This window comes from Burkholderia sp. LAS2, from assembly GCF_018417615.1.
GTDB lineage: Bacteria > Pseudomonadota > Gammaproteobacteria > Burkholderiales > Burkholderiaceae > Burkholderia > Burkholderia sola.
Genome location: NZ_CP071052.1, coordinates 2,173,514 through 2,191,622, shown reverse-complemented (window position 1 = coordinate 2,191,622; position 18,109 = coordinate 2,173,514). Strand labels below are relative to the sequence as shown.

The window sequence follows — 18,109 nt, the reverse complement described above, 5'->3', positions numbered from 1 at the left end:
TCCGCTTTCCATCCGGCTGACGCACTGTCTCAATAAAACGACAGCGAACTGTAAGGAATTTCACGACATGGCCCGCAAGACCCGGGAAGAATCGCTCGCCATCAAGCACCGGATCCTCGACGCCGCCGAGCTCGTGCTGCTCGAAAGAGGCGTCGCGCAAACCGCGATGGCGGACCTCGCCGAGGCCGCCGGGATGTCGCGGGGTGCCGTCTACGGCCACTACCGCAACAAGATGGAAGTGTGTTTGGCGATGTGCGACCGCGCGTTCGCGCGCACGTCCGAGGGGTTCGACGCGGGCGACGGCCTGCCGCCGCTCGCTACATTGCGGCGCGCCGCGTCGCACTACTTGCAGGAATGCGGCGAGCCGGGCCCGATGCAGCGCGTGCTCGTGATCCTCTATACGAAATGCGAGCAGAGCGAGGAAAACGGCGCGCTGCAGCGGCGCCGCATGCTGCTCGAGCTGCAGATGCTGCGGATCACCAAGGCGCTGCTGCGTCGCGCGATCGCGGCCGGCGAAGTGGCCGCCGATCTCGACGTGCATCTGGCCGCCGTCTACCTCGTGTCGCTGCTCGAAGGCGTGTTCGCGTCGATGATCTGGACCAACTGGCTGCGCGGCAACCTATGGAACGACGCCGAGGCGATGCTCGACGCCGGTTTCGACGCCGTGCGCACGTCCGCCGCCCTGCGCAGACGCGCGCAAAAATTGCCGGACTAACGGAAATCGTCGTAACAAATGCTGATTTAACCCGATTTACCGCAGTGCGAAACGAGTGAGCCGACCCTCTTTAAAATTTTTAACGTTTCGCGGAACATCGGTAGACTGACGCTGTCATCTTTCTTTAGCGTCTTCGTGATAACCGGGTTCGACCCGGTATGCACGCCGCCGTTCGAAGCGGGCACCGCCCCGCAGGTTGGGTCGAACGGAAACGACACAGGCCCCTGGCGGGGCCTGTTTTGTTGCACGCCCGCCGCCCGCCCCGTCGCCGTTCGACGGATGTGCCGCCGGCGGCCCCCGCCCACACCCCTTTGAACCGCTTTCCTGGATGTGGACACCTTGGTCAAGTCTGTCGCAACCCCTGATGCCGTCGCGCCCGGTCGCGCGCAGCGCGCCGTGCGCGCGCTTGTGCCGGCGGCCGTGCTCGGCGCCCTCGCCGCATTCGGCCTCGCCGCCGCGCTGCCGGCCGTGTCGCAATTGCCGGGCGCCGTCGATTCGGGCACGGCCGCGCTGCCGCAGCGCGTGCTGTCCGATACGCCGTTTCCCACCGCGCAGCATTTCGTGACGAGCGAACTCGCCCGCACGATCGGCGAGCGCAACGAACACGTCGATCGCAACGATCGCAGCCTGCAGCCGGGCCTGTTCGCGCCACTCAGTGCGCATCGCAACGACATGCTCGGCTACGCGAGCCTGTTTCAGTTCGCGTCGCCCGATCGCCGGCAAGGGATGCGCGCGGGCGACATCGAGCTCACGCTGTCCGATACGCTGAACCGTCTCGACGTGCCGCCCGAAGTGCGCATCCAGCTCGGCGACCTCGTCACCGGCAAGGTCGCGATGCGCGCGAGTGCGCAGCGCGGCGACTATTACCGCGTCGCGTTCGACACGAACGACGGCACGCCGCGGCTCACCGCGCTCGAGCTGCGCGTCGCCGGCCGCACGTTCGGCGCGATCTGGTTCCGCGCGCCGGGCGCCGAGCACGGCGCGTACTACGCGCTCGACGGCTCGCCGCTCGAAGCCGCGGCGTTCACGATGCCGGTCAAGTGGACGCGCATCAGCTCGTTCTTCGGCGAGCGCATCCATCCGTTGTCGCAGGCGATGGCGTTCCATACGGGCGTCGATCTCGCCGCGCCGAGCGGCACGCCGGTCGATGCGGCGGCCGACGGCGTCGTATCGTTCGTCGGCACCGATCCGGGCGGCTACGGCCGCTATGTGATCGTCGATCATGCGGACGGCTATTCGACGTACTACGCGCACCTGTCCGCGTACGCGCGCGGGCTGAAGGTCGGCGAAACGGTGAAGCAGGGCCAGCGCATCGGCTCGGTCGGGATGACGGGCGCGGCCACCGGCCCGCACCTGCATTTCGAGGTGCGGGTCGCGAACGATCCGGTCGATCCGCTCGTCACGCTCGCGAACGCGCAGACGGGGCTGTCCGACATGCAGCTCACCGCATTCCGCCAGGAAGCCGCGCAATGGCGCTTCCGCCTCGCGTCGATCAATAAGACGCCGTTCGCGTTCGCGCAGAACGACGGGCCGCTGTGGGGGGATTTCGCGACCGGTCCGTCGACGTTGCGGGCGGTTTTCGATACGCACTACTCGGCAGAACGAGGCTGACGCCGAGGCACACGATCGTGGTGGTTGGAGAAGAGCGCACGGTTGTCAGAATGCTCCCGCGCTCTTCTCTACACCGTCAGTTGGTCACGGGCTTGAGCCAATGTTTTGGCGCGAGGTAAAAGTAGAACTGCGCTCGATACCGTCGGCGGTGTGCGCTTGCCCCTCGTAGTCGACCGAGGTTGGTTCCCTCATGACAAACAAGACCGCGTTTATTCAGAACTGAGCGGTCACCTGAAAACCGAGCGTCACTCGCGCAGTCGGAAAACCCGACGGCTTGTAGACAGGCGTACCCGCGAAGAGATCGTACGCATAGGAGCCGAATCGCGTGCCGACACTCCCCTTCACGCCGATCACAGCGCCCGCCAGTTGCGTGCCGACGAGTGCGATCGGCTGCGGCCCCCATACGCGGCCATAATCGAGCCCCGCATAGAGCGCCTGCCCCGTCTGCCCGATCGGCGCCTGTAGCTCGTTGCGCCAGTAGAAGCCGCGTGCGGAGGCCAACATCGTTTCACCGTCGAAGCCGCGTACCGTGTATCGACTGCCAATCGTCAAGTCGTCGATGTAGTACAGCGTGTTTCCGGTGTACTGGCCGTGGAATGTGCCGACATAGCGGAATGGCTGCTTGCCGATCGCGAACGGCACCGACAGGTTCCCGTCGAGCACGGTCATCTTGAACCGATAGGTCGGCCCACCACCCTCTGCCAACCTGTCGTCCTGAGCACCGAATCCACCGACGCCTTGACGATATGCAAGTGAGCCATCGAACTGCGCGCCGCCGAAATAGTGGCGATCGGTCAGGCCGAGCTCGATCATCGTGTTATTGCGGCGCTGCTGCGAAATCTCGGTGTCTTCGATAAAGCTTTGTCCGAAACGACGCGACAGGCGAAGGTACGCACCGAATACGTCGTTCTGACTACGCGACAACACGCGAGCCAGCTTGAAATCGACCGTCTTCGAATTGCCGCTTGCGATGAACGTCTGGTTCACGCCAGCGATCTGCTGGTAGTACGTGTTCGTGTAGGCCGAGAGCGTCGCCGTCCAGTAGCCCCATGGAATCGAATAGAAGCCGTTCCAGCCGTGCGAGCCGAGACGCTTGTCGCCGAATTCGAGGTCCTGGCTCACGCCGATGTTGAAGACGTCGTTCAGGCCGAGCGGGTTGTCGATGCCAAGCGACAGGTTGCCTTGCAGCTTGCCGGTCGCGCGCGTGCCGGCGTTGTCGACCGATGCGACGACGGTCCACGGCTTGCCACGCTTTACGTCGAGCACGACGTCGCTTTCACCGGGAAGCTCGCCCGGAACAAGTTGCATCGAAATATCCTGACTCGATACGCGTTTCATTTGCTCAAGGCCTTGTTCGAGGTCGCGCAGGTTCAGCACCTCACCGTCGCGGGTGGGGAAAGCCGTTTTCCATGTACCCCGCAGTTTTTCATCAGCGAAGCGCACATGGCGAATCGTGCCGGGAATCAGCGAGAGTCTGAGCGTGCCGTTCGATAGGTCTTGCTCGGGAACGAGCACGCGCGTCGTGACGTAGCCGCGCGCCAGAATCGCCTGGGACAGCCCTTTGACTAACACGTCTACGCCTTGCTTACCGACGCATTGCCCTGCGTAGTGGTTCAGCCATTCGCGCGCGAACGCGAAACGATCCATCGGCAAGGCGGATGCCCCTTGGGCCTTCGCTGCATCAGGCAATGAGGGCGGCACATCGAGCGTAAATCGATCGATGCGGAAGCACGGCGTCTCCGAGGGAAGTGCCGGATACGCTTCAACCTTTGGCACGTCGGAACGCACGGACGGAGTACGTACGGCCGCGTCGCGCTGCTGCACGTCACGTTGCTGCTGCGCCTGCCGATCCTGTTCGGCGTTCGCGCGAGCTGCGGCGGCTTGATCGGCAGGCGTGGGGGCTTGCTGCGCCTGCACCCCGAGCGATACTAAGGCTGTGATCGGCAATGCCGCCAGCCGCTTCTTGATTTTCATTGTTCTTAAATCCCTGATTCCGCCTGATCCCAACAAATGATCACCACCACGCTCGAGCAAAAATTCGAGGGGCAGAATAATCGATCAAACTTTAAAATTCCCCATAAACTCGTAAGGATCGAGGTACTTGTCTAGCGGCTCAATCGGCAGCCACTCCTCCGGAATCCAAGGCGTGTCAACCCTCACCCTCAATCCGTGGCGCCACGCGATTTTCGCGTATATCGCCGCATGGGTGCCAATGAGTTTTTCAGTAAAGCCGAACGCGTGTTCGGCGTTTCGCACCTTAGCAACTTTTGGCGACGTGAGCTCTTGTAACGTCGCCTCCATGCTCGGCACATCTCGACGGGACAATGCAAGATAGAAACGATGATCTATTTCGTACTTTTTCATCTCTGTCGACGAATTTCCAATGATCTTGAGGCAACGCTCCTCCAACGTCTTCCACTCACCGCGCAGAGCCAAAAGCGCCTGGTATCCATGAAATTCCGCTGTCGCCGGATCATTGGCTCGAATCATGTCGAACGGCTGATCATTGCTTGAGAACCATTGAATCAACCCCTCGTGATCCGATAACAACGGCATCAATAGAAGATACGCTGGGCACCAACTTTTCGGCTCTCGTTGAAACGTGATGAATTCCAGTTTTCCAGATACATAGCACCACTGCTTAAAGGAAATTAAGTCACGCCCCTTGAACCATGATACCAAGGCTGCAGCCATGGCGTGAGAGCGAAGGCGTACCATACAAAAATCAGGATCTCCGCTACCGCTTGAGATAATCTCCAAAAAGAATTTCACCTTATCAGAAAGGGCCAGAAGGTGCTTTTCGAGATGACCCAGACCATTTATCTGAATATTCGAATAATCAAGTTCTCTTGGCATATAATATTCATTTAATCTTTACAGGAGCCGCAAGTTTGTCCATTTTTTAGCCCATCAACAAGACACTGCGACTCAATTCCAAGACGACATCTTAGTACTCGTCGGGGCGAGCAATCTCAATGGAACCAAAACACATTGTTGTAGTCGTACATATACTCCTCGCACTCAGCCATCGTCCAAACGTGACCATCTAGTTTATCCACCATCACTACTCCTCCCACTTTGTCAGCGCCCCCTTCTTTGCCTACAATATCGAACACCCAAAATAAAGGCGCGAATTCCGATCGAGGCGACGCTCCGGCTATTAAGCAGCCGCTCGACTTCGCGTAACTCTCCGCAATTTCCATTGCTTCGCGAACATCCATGGCCTTGCCATCTCGGTACGCCACAGGAACACTAAAAGATAAAACTCTCTTTTTTCGCAACTCGGAAACAACAGAAACCAACTTTACCCTAGAAACGTTTACGTTCATGAAACCACTATACGAGCGTCCGGCATCGTACGAAAATCCAGAATCGAAAAGTCTGAGAAATCTGATGTCGACCGACATCGACTCGACGGGCAAGTAAAGATCACAGATTTTATTCATAGTTACACCGAATGCATTGATCTCATGGATGGATAATCACGCCTATTCTAGTTAATACGCCCTGCAGAGCATTCACTGGAACAGAATATGCAGACCCAACGCCACGCGGCCACGGATCGCGAATGTAAGCCACGCCGTTCTTGACAGAATCGACGACGATTGCATGAACGCCGCCAGACTCAGTAGTCATGTTCACTATACCCCGAGCGACATCAAGGCCGTGGGCGGCAACGCCGTCAGCCGCCTCTTGATTTTCTTTTGCCCTCGAATCCTTGATTCTGCCTGTAGACCACTTACGCGATCTCGTCCAACAGATCCCTATCGACTGCATACGTGGCTATGCACCACGACAAGCAGCCGAAATACGTTAGCCACCCCTCGCTTTCCGCAAAATTTTATTTAATGCAGAACAACACCAAAAAAAGTAGACAAAAAATATAGGAAACCCCAAATACAAAAGAACCTTATTCTCATCAACCCCAAAGGCGTACCTGACCATTCCCGAAATCAAAAAAGACCAAAAAATACCCGTCCCAAGAGATACGGAAATGATAAAAACAATTTCCCTAATTCTTTCAAACATGCCGCCCCTCACTTTTCACCAGATCCTTTCGCATTCGACACGCCGGTATAAACTGCGACACCTTTTACCCCAACACCAATTAGCATTGCCGGTTGATTTACTCCAGGCAACGGCATTTTTGTAAGCGGTAACAATTTAACATTATTAAACGCCGGGACAGTTACACCGAACATAGATTTGGCACGTCCAAGTCCATCTGCAAGGCCAACGTTAAGCACCTGCGGCGCAGAAAGAGCACCAAGACTAACAACGAAGTTGACAACATCGTATCCAACCTCGCCCCATTGAGGGAATACCGTTGCAGCTGCGCTTTTCAGCGGATTGTATCCTACCGCCCCGTCCCCGAAATAGAAGCGATACAAACCTGTCCCCCCTTCTGTTATATCACTTGCCCCCATTGCGGCCATCGGCCCGCCAGCGATACACCCAACGCCCGCCGCGGAACAGAGGCCAAGTCCAGTCGTAGTCGCTATGGTTCCCGTAATAACTTTAGCCGCATCCTTCGCCGGCGCGATCAGATTCGACTTTACGTTGTCGACATACCTTTGACCTTCAGAGTAAACAAACAAACCTCGGCTCTGCTGCCCCACGACCCAATCAATCTGAGATTTGAGATTCTCAGCCTCGACAATAGAAACGAAATTTTCCTGATATTGCGCACTATTTGGAGTAAATTCCGCCCAGCACTGAACTACGTAACAGGCCGCACGCGTCAATTTATTTTCTAAATCTTTATCTCCATTTGATTTCTTCGCAATGGCGGCCTTTTCGTCCGGGTGCAATTGCCGATTGTACATGTCGGCGCTCAACGCACCACCCCCACCGCTAATTGCCCCCGACGCGCCACCGATCGCTCCGCCTGCTGCAGCACCAGCCGCACCTGCTGCAACGTTCGTCAACAGCGTCCCTCCGAGCGTATCGTTCGTGAGTTGCCCCACCTCCTTGCTCGCATAGTCACCCGCCAGCGTCCCCCCTACCGCACCGGCCACGTTACCGCCACCGAGCGCAGCAGCGCCCCCCGCTACGACCGCGTGCGCGATCGTCCGGCTCGCACTGTCCTCGTTCCACATCGCATACTGCTGATTGGCTGAATCGAGATTGGCCTTGGCCGTCGCTATCGCCGCCGGATCACCCGATTTCTCGGCGGCCTTCAGCTCGGCATCCGCCGTTTTTACAGCGGCCGCCGCCTTATCCGTCATGTACTTCCCGATTTCGCCGACGACCCGCATGCCGACCTGACCGGCTGCCTGTTGCACTGCGATATCGTTCTGCACCTTCTGCGCGTCGAACGTGTTCTGCACTGCGCCGTTCGCAATCGACGTATCGCGATTCAGTCCTTCCGTACTGTCGTGTCCGGTACCCGCATCACCGCGAACCGTGATCTTGCCCGGGCTCACCGTTGCGTAGGTCGTTCCCGTCACGTCGCTGCTGGTACCCGCCGACGAGAACCCACTGGGCCCCAAACCGTTCGGCGTCACCGGTCCCCGCCCGACCGGCCCGGATTGGATGACTGGCGTATTCAGGTTGATACCCTTGGACGAACTGTTACCCACACCACCGCTCGCGCTGAAGCCGACCGACTCGCCCGAATAGCTCGCCTTGTTTTCGATGTTCGTATAGCCCAGCGTCTGCGTGGACAGGCTGTTCTTGTCGGGACTTGCCGTGGCAATGATCGCCCCACCATCGAGCTGCGTATGGTTCCCGACGTTGACGTCATAGCCCCCGCTGCCTGCAAATATCCCGCTTTGCTGGTTGACCGAAGCGTAGTTCGCTTTGACGTTCTGCTGGCTCGCGCTCGCGCTACCGCTCACCGTCTGGCCGTAGCAGAACGGCGGCACACAGATGCTTGCCTGGAATCCGCCGCTCGTCTGCTTGCTGTCATACGTCGCCGTATCCTGCTGGCTCTGGATGTTCAGATCGTGACCCACGTCCGCGACAACACGATTGCCCGTCGCTTCAGCTCCGCGCAGATTCGTATCGCGACCACTCTTCAATGTAAGGGTATCGCTTGCTGACACCACCGTATCGCGGTTCGTCACACTCTGACCGTTCGCGTTACCACGTGCCATACTCGCGCCCAATTCGAGCGTAAAGCCGTTCTGCTGTCCACCAAGGCTCGCGCCGATACCGATGCTGCCGCCGCTACTGCTGTTGCTGCTCGACAGTTGCGTCGTATCCTTCGCGCTTTGCAGGTTGATATCGCGGGCAGCGTCGAGTGTCACGTTCTTGCCCGTAATGCGCGTGCCGCGACCGTCGATATTGCCGTCCGCAGCAAAACCGTCCGCATCCTTTGCACCGCTTCCCGTGGCGATTACCTCGACGTTCCGCCCTGCCGCAAGCGTGCTCCCGGTGTTCGCAAGCGAGCTGCTACGCGATTCACTGCTGCTCGTGCCACCGCCGATGCTCACCGTCGCCTTGATGAGCGGTTGCCCGGTCGGTTTGCCATTACTGAAATTCTCCGCCACCTTGGTCGCGTCGTAGACCGACAGCGCGGCCTGCGCCTTGTCAAGCGCGCCAAGGCGCGCATCGTCACCACGCGCCGGGTTTCGCATGCTCTGGTTCACCGCGGTCACGGCATTACCCACAGCACCGCCCAACGCAAGACTGACGCCGAACTGGCTCGAGTGCTGGCTCATACTCGTTTGCGTCGTATCCGAGCCCGGGTCAAGGTGGACATTCTCGCCCTTGAGCTTCAGGTCGTTGCCCGCCATCAAGTCAGAGCCCGCGACCGTAATATCCTTCTTCGCGTCGAGCGTCACGTTTCCGCTCGCGCTCGCGATCTGGCTGCGCATCGTGTTCTGCGTCTGGCTCGCACTATCCTGCACCGTATGGCTGCTCGCCACACCGACGCTGAAACCCGTTGACGTGCCATTGCTGCCAAGGCTGCCGATCTGGCGGCTGCTCGATTCTTGATGGCTCGCGCTCGTCTCCAGACCTGCGAGCACGTTGATCGCACCTTTGTCGGCTGTCACCTTCACATCGTGAGTGCCGCTCACCCCCGATCCGACGACGTTTACATCACCCGTTCGACTGACGATTTCAACCTGGTCGCCAGTGACAAGGCTCGCCGTCTGGTGGGTCTCCGACATGTTGCCGTCTGTGCTACTGCGGCTCGCGTTGTACGGCGAGGGACTGTTGCCGCCATGGTTCGCCGTACCACCAATCCAACGCCCCAAATCGCCCAGGCTCGGTGACGACAGGAGGGCAATACTCGTGCTCGAACTACTCGATGCGTTGCTCTGTTGATACTTGTCAGTCGACGCCGCGAGGTTCACGTTCCGGTTTGCATCCAGCAGCGTCTTGCCGCCTGCACTGATCGTCGAGCCGATCACATTAATATCGCCATCAATCGCATTGCCCAGTGCGTCACGCTCCGCGCCGCCCGTAGCGGTCACGGAAACATTGCCCGCACCGCGGATTGCGCTGCCGGCATGCGTCTGGTTCGACGTATCGATCACGCTCTTGCTCTGGCTGCGACCATAGGTCACGGAAATCGACGGCACATCAAGCGCGCTGGCGCCAATCTCGTTCGCAACGCTCTGCCCGCGCTGGAATCCGTTACCGGTTGACGCGTTGTCTTTCAGATTACGAACCGTATCGAACGGCGTACCAGTGACCGCGAACGTCAAACCGCTGGACTTCGATTCCTGCTGGTCGTGGGTTCGTGCGTCGTCCTCACTCGGATCGATCGTGACATTCTGGCCTGCGATCTTGATATTGCCCGTCGCGTTCTTAGTGTCACCTGCGGCCCTACCTGCTGTAACGTCGCTGCCACCGATGTGGACGTTTTCACCGGCCTTGATCGACACGTTGCCCCGCACGCTGCCAACCGTGCTGCGGTCCTGGCTCTGCGTAACCACGTGATTATCCGACTGCGCCTTTTGCTCGGCCGAACCAATCGTGAAGCCCAGACCACCGGAACCCATCACACCCGATTGCTTCTTGTCGAAATACGCCGACGAATCGCTCCGATCCTCCGCCGCAAGGACATTCACGTGGCGCGCCGCATCCAGCGAGACATCGCCCGTCCCGACAACCCCACTACCGGTCACGTTGATGTCGCGCCCGCTTGTCACCGACACGCTGTCGGCCGACACCAGGCTGCCATGACTGATTGTGTCGGTCTGGTCAAGGCCGCTTGCCACCTTCGTGCTGCTGACCACGCTACCGTGACTGTGATTCTCGTGCGAATTGAGCTCGTGCGTCTCGGTCGCGACGCCGATATTTACATCCCCCTTCGCATCCAGCGTCGCCTTGCCTTTGTCAAGGACCAGCGTACTGCCGCTGAGCGTAATGTCCTTTTCCGATGAAAGGCTGAGTGCATCGCCGCTCTTGAGCGTGGTACCCGTCAGCGTCTGATCTGACGCATGTTGCGTTTCTGCATAGCTGCCGTGACTATCGCTACCCGAACTGTTGCTGTTCAAGTTCGAGGTCGCGCTTGCCGTCAACAGAGAGATGTTCCCCTGCGCGGCAATCGCGCCCCCCTTACCCAGCTCGATTTGTGCGCCATGCGAGGTCAGATCACCCGCGATGGCGACTGCCGACACGCCTCCGACTTTGACCGAACTGACCGCGGATTGGTTGAAATCGGTATTCGACACGCCGTTCGCGCGCTGAACAACCTTGTGCTCTCCCGTTTGCGCCGCGCCCAGATTCCAGTCACCGCCGATCAATGCGCCGAAATTGCCGCCCACCGCCAGGCTACCGGCGTTCTGCTGGAAGCTCCCGCCCGTGATGATCCCGGCATCGCCAGTCACATCAATACTCGCTGTCGGCCCCAGCGTCGTCCTAACGCTGATCGCACCGTCACGGCTCACCTGCGTATCGGTCTTGGCTGCGGTATTCAGAATCAGATCGCCACCTGTGCCGATCAACAGACTGCCAGCCTTTACCTTGGCCGAAGTCAGATCAACATTACCTTCAGCTATCAATGTCGTCAGCCCGCCGCTTTGAAGCGCACCGAACGCGTTGTCGATCTGCTTGCCCTGAATCGACAACGAATTGTCCGCCTTCAGCGTGCCGCTGTTCGTGAAGTTCTGCGCGTCCTTCAGATCGATGTCGGTGGCGGTGATCAGCGGACCATTGATGTTCTGCTGGTTCGCCTGTGCCAGATACACGACGGGCACGAGCACCGACTGACCGTCGACCACGCGCGTTTCCATCATGATCACGTTACCGGTCAACTTCGATACCTGCTCGGGAGACAAGCTCGCGCCCAGCGGCAGATTAAGCGACTTCTCCAACGATGCACCCGCCGCCATAAGCTGCTGATACATCGTCTGAAGGTCCGTGTACGGACCCAATACCGCGCGGCCCGTCAGCGCCGTCACCTGATTACGCACGAGCTGCTGCTCATAGAAGCCGTCACCCAGGCGCTTTGGAATGTGGGTAAGGTCAACCCCGATCTGACCGAAAAAGTAGTCGCTCGAAATGAAGTTCTTCTGGTTCGTGAACGCCGGATTCGTCTCGATCACGTAGCTCGCATTCGGCGACGGATTCGGTCGGTACAAGCCACCCTGTGGAATCGTCAGGTTGTTCAGCACGTTCAACGCAGTCGCACTTGCAATGATCCGATCGACCTGTGTTGAGGCGCCGCCATGCACCGGCGCCGTCGACTGGACACCCGCACCCGTGATCGTCCCGCGAACGGCGCCACCAGTCGTTGCCGAAGCCGTTGCATTGCCATTGAGCGTGGCAGGCGTCACCGTCGCCCCCGAACCCGTCGCTGCGCCATTAAGCGAAACAGGCGTCAACCCCGCAACCGATTGACCGGGCAACAAGCCAAGGGACGGAAGCGATGCGTTGCCCGCAGTATTGTTGATGCTCACGCCCGTGCCGGAAATTGTGCCATTCGAACCCAAGGTCGAATCGTAGCCCGGCAGCTTGTAGGTCTTGACGTCCGCTGGCGCAGCTTGGGTGTAGCCCCCCGGATTGCCCGTCACAAATGGCGCGTTGCCAAACGGCAATTGCCAGTTATATTCGCTGCTATCGTAGTTGTTGTAGTGATACTGGCCCGAGTACGTCACCGTTACGGTCGGCGCCTGCTGGCCGGTAGCCGCCCAACCATTGGCATCGTAGGCATGCGGCATATCGACATTGCCAACCGCTGTGATGCTACTCCAGTAGTTTTGCAGGGTGCCGGTCGACGAGGCATCGATCTTGCCGCCCGACACGATTTGCGCAGTCGGGCTCAATGCCGTGACCGTGTTCCCCACAGCCGTTCCAGTGTAGGTCGTGTAGAAGTACGCGCTGTTCCACTGGCCGCCGTGAGGCGGCTCAATATACATACCGCCCGGCTGGGCGATGATGGCGGCCGCTTCGGCCGGTGTGATGTTGTCGGACCGGAGACCGGCGATCATCTGCCCCCCGTTCATGCAATTCACCGCGAAGTACGATGCGCAACCTGACAGGCTAATGCCGTATTGCGCAAGTACAGCCGGATCGACGTTGCTCGAGCTTCCCGTCGTGCTCATCACACGACGCGTGCTCGTCACCTTGTCGGCGTGCAACTCCATATCACTACCGGACTGGATCAAGGCCGACGAGTTATTGACGAGTGCCGCATTCGTGTAATTGCCGCTCGCGTCCTTGCCGCCCGCGAGTACAACCTTACCCATCCCGAAAATCGCCGTCGTCGGCATCGAATCGGTCGCCGTCGCGTCGTCACGGTTTTCGATGTCGTGCGCGAGAATTTCAAGCTTGCCGTTGCTATCCGATGCGCCTATCAACGCCGTCGACCCCACGTTCGATACCGTGCCGGTTGCGTTGAGCGAGACACTCCCGCCCACCAGCGACCCGGTATTGAACAGATTGCTCGATTGCGTATGCAGCAGTCCACCGGCCGACAACGCGCCCGAATTGACGATATTGGCCGCGTTGATGTTCAGGCCATTGATGGTTTGGAAACCCGCGTTGTTGGTGAACGTGCCGGGTAGCGCAAAGGTAAGATCGTTGCCGACGTTGAACTGCGTATCCGGCGTTGTCGTGTAATCGCCTTGCAGGTTCACGCGTACATCGTGCGCCGCGCTATACGCGCCGCCGCCTTGCAGTGTCGGAGCCGTGATCGTCAGGTCGTGCGTGGAGCTGATTTGCCCGTTCGTATTCGTGATTGCGGCGCTCGCCGTCACGTCCACGTTGCCGCTCGAATTCGCAACGCTGCCGATTTGCCCGCCGCTGTTGTCCAAGGTCGCCCCTTGAACATGGAGGCTCGCGCCGCTCAACTGCCCGCCTTGCGTGTTCGAAATCGATGTCGCGCTGATCGTAACGTCGCCGTTACCGGTGATCGCGCCCATGCCCGACACGTTGCCCGCGCGGCTGTTCGTGATCTGGCTGCCGCCCTGCACAGTCATCGCGCCCGTGCCGAGGTCGGTAATGGCCCCGTCAGCGTTGTTGATCCAGCCGGAATGAACCGCAAGCGTGCTCGTGTCGCCGGCCGTCGTCTGACCGGCCTGAACGTGCCCGGCCTGGTTCACCAGCACGCCGCCGTTCGTCAACGACAGAGACGCGCCCGCACGCACCAAGCCTTGTGCGTTGTTCACGTCGCCCGCAACCGTCGCCATCACGCCGCCCTGTGCCGCGAGAATGCCGTTCGAGTTGTCCCAACTGCTCGCGTCGACAACCGCCTGCCCTTTGGTGACAATGGTTCCGCCTGCATTGTTCAGCGCACTCGCGCCGTTACCCGGCGCGATGGTCAGCGTCCCGGTACCGGCATGCGTGATCGTGCCGCCTGCATTGTTCAATTGGCTAGCGGCCAGCGTCAGGTCCGTACTGTTCGTTTGAATCACGCCCGCTGCGGAGTTGTCGAGCGAGCCGCTGACGTTGACAGCCATGGCCGACGAGCCATATTGCGTGATCGTCCCGCCGTGGTTCGTCAGGTTCGGCGCGCTCAACGCAAATTGGTTGGCTTCGAGCTTGCCCCTGCTGTTGTCGATCGTCGAATCGGCCGTCACGGACAGGTTGGACGCGCTGACCGATCCGCTCTGGTTCGTCATCGAGCCTGTGTGGATCGACGCGTTCGTGCTCGCGCCAATCTGACCGCCGTCGTTCGTCAGCGTGCTGCTGGAAATGCCAAGGTCCGCACGGGACTGCAATTTTCCGTTCGTATTGTTCAACACGCTGCCGACCGTGGCCGTCAACCCGGATTTGCCGTTGATCAATCCCGATGTATTGTTCAGCGTGGCCGAATGCTCTACGACGCTACCGTTGCTTGCAATCGCTCCGCCAACGTTCGATACCGATCCCGTTGCGTTTCCAAGCGCCAGCGTGCCGCTGCCGGCATGCGTAATCGTGCCACCATCGTTGACGAGTGATGCAGGGGAAAGCGTCAGGTCCGTACTGTTGGTTTGTAGCGTGCCGCCATTCGAATTGTCGAGCGTGCCGCTGACGTTGACAGCCATGGCCGACGAGCCAAGTTGCGTAATCGTGCCACCGTGGTTCGCAAGATTCGACGCGCTCAACGCGAGCTGATTCGCTTCGAGCGAACCGCCATTGTTGTCAAGCGTCGAGTCGGTCGTCACCGACAGGTTAGGCGCGACGATCGAACCGCTCAGGTTCGACATCGAGCCCGTGTGGATCATCGCGTTCGCGCTTGCGCCAATTTGGCCACCGTCGTTCGTCAGTGTGCCGCTGGAAACAGCAAGGTCCGTACTGGACAACAGCTTGCCATGCGTGTTGTTCAATACGCCGGCGATCGTCGCCGTCACCCCGGCTTGGCCGTTGATCGCTCCCGAGGTGTTGTTCAGCGAACCGCTTTGCGCGACGACTCGCCCATTGCTCGCGATCGAGCCGCCCGCGTTCGAAATCGAACCAGTGCCGTTGCCAATCGTCAGCGTGCCGGTACCTGCATGCGTAATCGTGCCGCCATCGTTCACGAGCGAAGCCGGAGTCAGCGTAAGGTCGGTGCTGTTCGTCTGAATCACACCGGCTGCCGCGTTATCGAGCGTGCCGCTGACGTTGACAGCCATGGTCGACGAGCCGTATTGCGTGATCGTGCCGCCATGGTTCGTCAGGTTCGGTGTGGTCAACGCGAGTTGGTTGGCTTCGAGCTTGCCGCCGCTATTGTTAAGCGTCGAATCGGCCGTCACCGACAGATTGGACGCGCTGGCCGATCCACTCAGGTTCGTCATCGAGCCCGCGTGGATCATCGCGTTCGTAGTCGCGCTAATCTGACCGCCGTCGTTCGCGAGCGTGCCGCTGGTGATGCCAAGGTCCGTATTGGACAGCAGCTTGCCATTCGTATTGTTCAGCGCGCTACCGACCGTGGCCGACAGGCCGGTTTGCCCGCTGATCGAGCCGGACGTGTTGTTCAGCGTGGCCGATTGCGCCACCACGCGCCCGTTGCTCGCGATCGCACCGCCGACGTTCGACACCGATCCCGTGCCGTTGCCGAGCGTAAGCGTGCCGGTGCCCGCGTGCGTGATTTTGCCGCCGTCATTGACCAGCGACGCGGGAGCGAGCGTCAGGTCGCTACTGTTGGTTTGCAACGTACCGCCGCCGGAATTGTCGAGCGTGCCCGACACGTTCACACTCATCGCGCCGGTGCCGATCTGCGTGATCGTGCCGCCGTGATTCACGAGGTCGGTCGCGTTCAACGACACCGTGTCGACCTTCACCGCGCCCGCGCTATTGTCGAGGGTCGTGCCGGTCAGTGCTGCCGTCTGAGCGACAATCGAGCCGCCGCTGTTGATCAGACGCGCGCCCGCATCGACCGCCACCTTTTGCGTAGCCTGCAAAGCGCCACCGCTATTGTCGACCGATTGTCCCGAGACCTGCAGATTCGTATTGGACGTCATCGTCCCGTGGTTGGCAACGTTGCCGCCATGCACGGTGACGTCGCCGTTGCCACCGATCACGCCGCCCTGCGCGCCGTTTGCAGTCGTGCCCGCTGCGTTGGTCAACTGGCTGCTGGCCGTCACTGTCAGGCCATCGCTGTTGAGCGACGTGATCCGACCCGCCGTGTTGTCCAGCGACGCACCGGCCACCGTCATGCTAGCTGCGCTTTGAACGGTGCCCTGGTTGTTCGCGATGGCGCCGCCACGCACGTCCGCCGTGCTTTCGGATACCAGTTCGCCGGACTGGTTGGCGATCTGGCCGGCGACATTCACCGACAGCGCGCCTTGAGACGATACCTTGCCGCCCTGGTTCGAAAGGTTGCCGCCGGTCAGCGTCGTGCTGCTGCCGCTCGACAAGCTGCCGCGGTCGTTGATCACGGTGCCCGATGCGTTCGCCTGAATGGCGCCTTGCGCGCTCGTCGTCGCGTTCGACAGATTCACGTCGCCGCCCGTCGCGTTCAGCGACAGATTGCCGTTCGCGGCGGTCTGGCTGCCGGCGAGATTCACACTGCCGCCCGTCAGCGACGCGTTACCGCCCGCCACATTCTGGCCGGTCGCGGTCAGTTGGCCCGACGCACTCAAGTTCAGGTCGCCGCTGTGCGCGACGGAACCGTCGTTGTTCACACCCGCGCCGAGCGTACCGGTCGAGTTGACGCTGCCGGCGTTGACCGTCGTATTCTGCTGCGCCGCGAGCGTCCCGCTGTTCGTCAGATCGGCCGCGGTGTTCGCCGACAACGATTGCTGCGCATACGTGGTGCCGCTATTCTGGATGCCGCCCGAGGCCGACATCGCAAGGTTGCCGCTTGCCGTGGTCTTGCCCGCGAGCACGAGCCGGCCGTCCGATTGCAACGTCAAATCGCCTGCCTGCGCCGCGATCGTCCCTGCGTTCGCGACACCAACGCCTGCGGAGTTGCCAACCAGAAACACCCTATTGGCATACATGCCGCCTAACTGAGCCACGTCAATCGCGACAGCAGGTGCAGGACCGTCACCGGCGACCTGCGTCGCGGCAAGCGTGTCGTGATTAACCTGATTCGTACCGGCGATTACGTTGAGATTCTTCGCGTAGATCGCGGCATTAGCCTGTACAGCACGGGCGATGATGTCAGTCTGATCAACATTCGAGGTATCGAGGCCCGCGCCTTGCACGGTTACGAGGCCGCGATTGACATTGAAGCCCGTCAACGCCCCGTCCGTGCCAAACTGCGGCACGCCGGTTGTCAAGACCGCGCGCGAGGTATTGATGAACCCGCCACCGTCCACGACGATACCGGCAGGGTTGGCCAGCACGATCTCCGCGCGGCTGCCCGCGATCTCCACATATCCCTTGATCTGACTCGCCGCGGTGCTGTTGACCTGGTTGACGATGATGCGCGCCGCCTGCCCCGCACTCAGGTTCGGGTTGCCGTTGATATAGCCGGCCTGCTGCGTGTTGACGATCGTCGACGCGTTGTTCAGGATCGCGCCGTTTTTCTGAACGTCGAACTGGTTATAGGTGTTCAGCGACACGCCGGCAGCGCTCGGCGTGTTGATGTTGACTTGCGGCAGGCCGTTGGGCGTCTGCACCACCGCGGGCGCGTGAGCCCCTCCGCCGACGATCTGCGCATTCGCCCATATCGGATTCGCGCCGGCTGCGACCAGCGCGCCGAATGCAGTCACCCGTAATGCGAACTTCGCTGCCGGATGCTCGGCGCCGCGCTTGGCGACACGGCGAGTCTCGCCCGTATTTGTTTTCCCCGCGCTGCCGGCCGTCTCTTCGACGGCAACCAACATACCCCGTACGCGGCTGAATACCAGCCGATAATGGTTTTTGTTCATCTTCTTGGTCTACTCGCGATTTTCGTTCGATCCGCCCTCACGGCCTCGGACATCGCGTGGAATCTATTTGAAATCGTGGAAAGGCACCGTCAACGAGTGTCAATCG

The 18,109-nt window shown here is 60.2% G+C and carries 6 protein-coding genes; 2 read left to right on the top strand and 4 right to left on the bottom strand.

The genetic code is table 11. The features are described 5' to 3' along the window. Positions 1-67 precede the first annotated feature (67 nt). Both JYG37_RS10175 and JYG37_RS10170 read left to right on the top strand, forming a co-directional pair. Positions 68-715, top strand: coding sequence for a TetR family transcriptional regulator (locus JYG37_RS10175; RefSeq protein WP_213346067.1), 648 nt, complete (start codon positions 68-70; stop codon positions 713-715). Positions 716-1,054: 339 nt separating this feature from the next. Beyond that, complete coding sequence (locus JYG37_RS10170) at positions 1,055-2,326, top strand: M23 family metallopeptidase (RefSeq protein ID WP_176015686.1); 1,272 nt, start codon at positions 1,055-1,057, stop codon at positions 2,324-2,326. Between the two features lie 213 nt (positions 2,327-2,539). Here the strand turns inward: JYG37_RS10170 and JYG37_RS10165 are convergent, their stop codons facing one another. The 4 genes from JYG37_RS10165 to JYG37_RS10150 all read right to left on the bottom strand — a co-directional run bounded on the left by JYG37_RS10165 (position 2,540) and on the right by JYG37_RS10150 (position 18,003). Then, the gene (locus tag JYG37_RS10165) at positions 2,540-4,300 is read right to left on the bottom strand and encodes a ShlB/FhaC/HecB family hemolysin secretion/activation protein (protein ID WP_176015687.1); all 1,761 of its coding nucleotides are present in this window, start codon (positions 4,298-4,300) and stop codon (positions 2,540-2,542) included. 84 nt (positions 4,301-4,384) lie between these two features. Then, positions 4,385-5,182, bottom strand: coding sequence for an Imm49 family immunity protein (locus JYG37_RS10160; RefSeq protein WP_213346066.1), 798 nt, complete (start codon positions 5,180-5,182; stop codon positions 4,385-4,387). A gap of 116 nt (positions 5,183-5,298) precedes the next feature. Continuing rightward, a complete protein-coding gene (locus JYG37_RS10155) occupies positions 5,299-5,655 on the bottom strand; it encodes a hypothetical protein (protein ID WP_176015689.1) in 357 nt (118 codons plus the stop codon). 708 nt (positions 5,656-6,363) lie between these two features. Then, the gene (locus tag JYG37_RS10150) at positions 6,364-18,003 is read right to left on the bottom strand and encodes a hemagglutinin repeat-containing protein (RefSeq protein WP_213346065.1); all 11,640 of its coding nucleotides are present in this window, start codon (positions 18,001-18,003) and stop codon (positions 6,364-6,366) included. Positions 18,004-18,109: the final 106 nt, after the last annotated feature.

Coding starts and splice junctions, on each gene's coding strand:
- JYG37_RS10175 (WP_213346067.1), top strand. CDS start 68: ATGGCCCGCAAGACCCGGGAAGAATCGCTCGCCATCAAGCACCGGATC.
- JYG37_RS10165 (WP_176015687.1), bottom strand. CDS start 4,300: ATGAAAATCAAGAAGCGGCTGGCGGCATTGCCGATCACAGCCTTAGTA.
- JYG37_RS10155 (WP_176015689.1), bottom strand. CDS start 5,655: ATGAACGTAAACGTTTCTAGGGTAAAGTTGGTTTCTGTTGTTTCCGAG.
- JYG37_RS10150 (WP_213346065.1), bottom strand. CDS start 18,003: ATGAACAAAAACCATTATCGGCTGGTATTCAGCCGCGTACGGGGTATG.
- JYG37_RS10160 (WP_213346066.1), bottom strand. CDS start 5,182: ATGCCAAGAGAACTTGATTATTCGAATATTCAGATAAATGGTCTGGGT.